Raw genomic sequence first — 3,198 nt, 5'->3', positions numbered from 1 at the left:
GAACGTGTCCGAGTAGCCCGCCGGCCGTTCACCCCCGCCGGGAGACGGGCTCCCAGAGCTGACAGGGCTGGGTCGAGCCGGTGCGCACCAGCAGGCAGTCGGGGGCCTCCTGCACGCTCGTCCTGCCCGAGGGCTCGTCCCCGTCGAATCCGGGCTCGGGCTCGAGGGCCCCGAGGAGCCGCCAGAGCGCCCAGCGAGGGCGGTAGACGTTCAGGAAAATTTCGCCGTCGCAGTGGCCGCCCAGCTCCGCGAGGCGACGCAGCATTGCCGTGGCCCGCGGTGCCGCACAGTCGCGAAACCGGCTGGCGAAACGAAGCCTGCCGTCACAGCCGAACTCGACGACCTGCCGGAACACAAAGCAGGCCAGGCACTCGTGCGGATCGGGGCGGGTGATCTCGGCGGCGGCCAGGCGGACCAGCGCCTCGGCCTCCGCGGCGATGGGGTGGTTGTCGGGGGGACGTGGGGAATTCGTGTGTGCGTTCATGCGGACAGGGTGCCCCGCACCCCCGACAGGGCGGCTCCCACGCCGAGCGAGGCAGAGGAACAGATCGCGCAAGAGCCGAGACCCCCCCCCCCCGTCGGTGTGCGTTCCGCATGCCGCCAACCCGACGGTCAGCCGCTGAGAATGAACATCCGGGGTGATCGAGAACTGCCGAGCGCCAGATCAGCAGGCCGATTCGCTCTCCTCCTCAGCGAGAAGCAGCGCGCCCAGACACTCAAACAGCTTCCGCTCGTCGTCGACTTCTTTCTCGACGGTTCCGCCACTCTGTCAGGATCATGGCGAGCGCGTCTCCGCCCTGTATGACGGCCGAAGGTATCTCACGCCGCCCAGCGACGCTGAGGTCTTCACGCCAGAAGTGCAGCGGACATCGTCGCTCACGCGACCCGGAGCGGCGTGATCGCCGCGACAGTGTCGCGCAGAGCCCGCCGTTCGAGCCGTAGCTCGTAGTTCGACTGCAGGTTCATCCAGAATTCTTCGGATGTGCCGAAGTATCGTGCCAGCCGGATCGCTGTGTCCGCGGAGATCCCCCGCTTCCCGTGAACAATCTCATTGATCCGGCGCGGCGGCACCCCGATGGACACCGCGAGCTTGTTCTGTGTGATCCCGAACCCCGCAAGAAAGTCTTCCCGCAGAATTTCTCCCGGATGGAAGGGATCGATCAGATCAGTCTCAGCGTTCGTCGACGAGTTCAACAGCTTGTGCTCCTCCATCTTTCCAGAGAAGGCAGATACGCCACTGCGCATTCACCCGAATGCTGTGCTGCCCGCGACGGTAGCCGACGAGTTGCTCCAGGCGATTTCCCGGCGGAATCCAAGGATCCTCAACGTCGTTCGCCGCATGTATCACCTCGAGTTTCCGCAACGCCGCTCGCTGCACGTTCCGGTCAACACGCTTGACGTACTACTCATGCCAGATATGTTCGGTATCTGTGTTTCCGAACGTATCTGATCACGCGGCAAGAATATAACGGGATCCGTTCATAACGTTTGACGTTAAAGCGGACCCCGACGACGTTCCGTAGCCGAACGACATGATGGGCCAGGCCGCTCGACGATCTCAGGAGGGGATTTGAGTACGACCGGTCTGGCCTAGTTACAACTCATCGCGCTTCAGACAAGTCCGACTGTTCCGACAGTTCTTTGATTCCCCGGCGGAAGTCAAATACCATCAAGACGAGCGCGAGCAACATGACGGCTACACCGGTGCCGGCCACGAACATCCCACCTTCGACGAGGAACGGCGGACTACAAGTCTCCATTAATTGCAGCACCCACGGAGTGTCAGCGATACGCTCCTCAAACTGATCATTGGTTGCATTGCACTCAGGGACCTTGCCGGACGTCGAAGCTGCAATGCTGCGCGAAACGACAGCGAATAGCCCTCTGGGGTCGATCCCATTCGCTCCGAGTACGACCAACACCATAACGAAAATAGCTGGTGCGAGCAGCCAGCGGATTATGAGGTTCTCAGCTCTCCGACACAAGACGACGACCGAAACCGTCAAGCCGATTCCGTAGCCCGCTACGGCACCCGCTGCGGGAATGTCAATGAGTAACTGCGGTGAGATCGTCGCCGTTAGGTCAGTCTCGGGGTCTGGGGAGGTAGATAGGGGAAGGAGCTGATTCAGTACAGGCAGCATGGCGGCGGTCACAACGCCTGCCGCTGTTCCGTAGCCAGTCCACGTCGCAACAACACGAAACACGCCAGCGGCATCAAGACTGACGAGGAGCACTCGCGCAAATCTCATCAGGGTCAGAATGAGTAGGCTCACCACCACCGCTGTCGTTAAGCAGGAAACGACAAGCAACGCATTGTAGCCGACGACTAACGAGAGGACTCGCTGCTCCACGATCGACCCTCCACGGATTGCATGTATGAAAATCCACGCGAAAACCATAGGGAGAATTGCAAGACCCGATACATAGGCGAGCAAGATGGCACGGGGAGCGAGAACCCTATCCATCACATCCATTCCTAGCCGAAACTCAGACCATCCAGTTGGCGCGACAACTCGCGCACTTTGCCTTAGACCCAACGAGATTCGTCGAGATATTGCCTGGGCATGCTGAATAACTAAGCTACGTAGGCCGTCGACCCGAGCTTTACGCACCCAAAAATCCTGAGCGCGTCTTTCCCTGGCACCCCACGCTGATACCACTTCGCGAACCCCCATCCGCCAATAAGGAACAGCCCGACACCCGTTGCAACCAAAAACCCCATGGGTGCCATCCTCACACAAGCTACCGACACCACGTCGCAACTCGTGGCGTCGTCAGCAGCAGCAATGTTCTCGCAACGCAAAAATGGCGCAACTCTGTCGAGTTGCGCCATTTCTCCATGCGTAGAACTAAACGTTAAAGCGGAACTCCACGACGTCGCCGTCCTGCATGACGTAGTCCTTGCCCTCCATGCGGGCCTTGCCCTGGGCGCGGGCCTCGGCGATGGAGCCGGTGGCGACGAGGTCCTCGAAGGAGATGACCTCGGCCTTGATGAAGCCCTTTTCGAAGTCGGTGTGGATCACGCCGGCGGCCTGCGGGGCCTTGTCGCCCTTGCGGATGGTCCAGGCGCGCGCCTCCTTCGGTCCCGCCGTGAGGTAGGTCTGCAGCCCGAGGGTGTCGAAGCCGATGCGCGCGAGCTGGTCGAGCCCGGACTCGGTCTGACCGGTCGAGGCGAGCATCTCGGCGGCGTCCTCCGCG

5 protein-coding genes are annotated in these 3,198 nt (G+C 61.5%); all 5 read right to left on the bottom strand.

What is annotated here, in order from left to right:
* Positions 1-28: 28 nt before the first annotated feature.
* Positions 29-484, bottom strand: coding sequence for a DUF2695 domain-containing protein (locus OOT08_RS14265; protein WP_325093453.1), 456 nt, complete (start codon positions 482-484; stop codon positions 29-31).
* Between the two features lie 392 nt (positions 485-876).
* Positions 877-1,212 (bottom strand): HigA family addiction module antitoxin, encoded by a 336-nt coding sequence (locus OOT08_RS14260; RefSeq protein ID WP_442916256.1) that lies wholly within the window; start codon positions 1,210-1,212, stop codon positions 877-879.
* Complete coding sequence (locus OOT08_RS14255) at positions 1,172-1,348, bottom strand: type II toxin-antitoxin system RelE/ParE family toxin (RefSeq protein WP_325093670.1); 177 nt, start codon at positions 1,346-1,348, stop codon at positions 1,172-1,174. Before OOT08_RS14255 ends, OOT08_RS14260 begins: the two co-directional genes overlap by 41 nt.
* Positions 1,349-1,601: 253 nt before the next feature.
* Positions 1,602-2,465: a hypothetical protein gene (locus OOT08_RS14250; RefSeq protein WP_325093452.1), complete on the bottom strand. Its 864-nt coding sequence runs from the start codon at positions 2,463-2,465 to the stop codon at positions 1,602-1,604.
* 384 nt (positions 2,466-2,849) lie between these two features.
* The coding region (locus tag OOT08_RS14245) for a DUF933 domain-containing protein (RefSeq protein WP_325093451.1) at positions 2,850-3,198 on the bottom strand (349 nt) is incomplete at its 5' end.

The sequence above is a fragment of the Leucobacter sp. M11 genome, assembly GCF_035726885.1.
Classification (GTDB): Bacteria; Actinomycetota; Actinomycetes; order Actinomycetales; family Microbacteriaceae; genus JAPFRB01.
Note: the sequence above shows the minus strand (reverse complement) of the source record. Positions and strands in the feature narration are given on the sequence as shown.

What these genes read in the sequence shown, in the direction of transcription:
- OOT08_RS14265 (WP_325093453.1), bottom strand. Translation starts at nt 484, where the DNA reads ATGAACGCACACACGAATTCCCCACGTCCCCCCGACAACCACCCCATC.
- OOT08_RS14260 (WP_442916256.1), bottom strand. Translation starts at nt 1,212, where the DNA reads ATGGAGGAGCACAAGCTGTTGAACTCGTCGACGAACGCTGAGACTGAT.
- OOT08_RS14250 (WP_325093452.1), bottom strand. Translation starts at nt 2,465, where the DNA reads ATGGATAGGGTTCTCGCTCCCCGTGCCATCTTGCTCGCCTATGTATCG.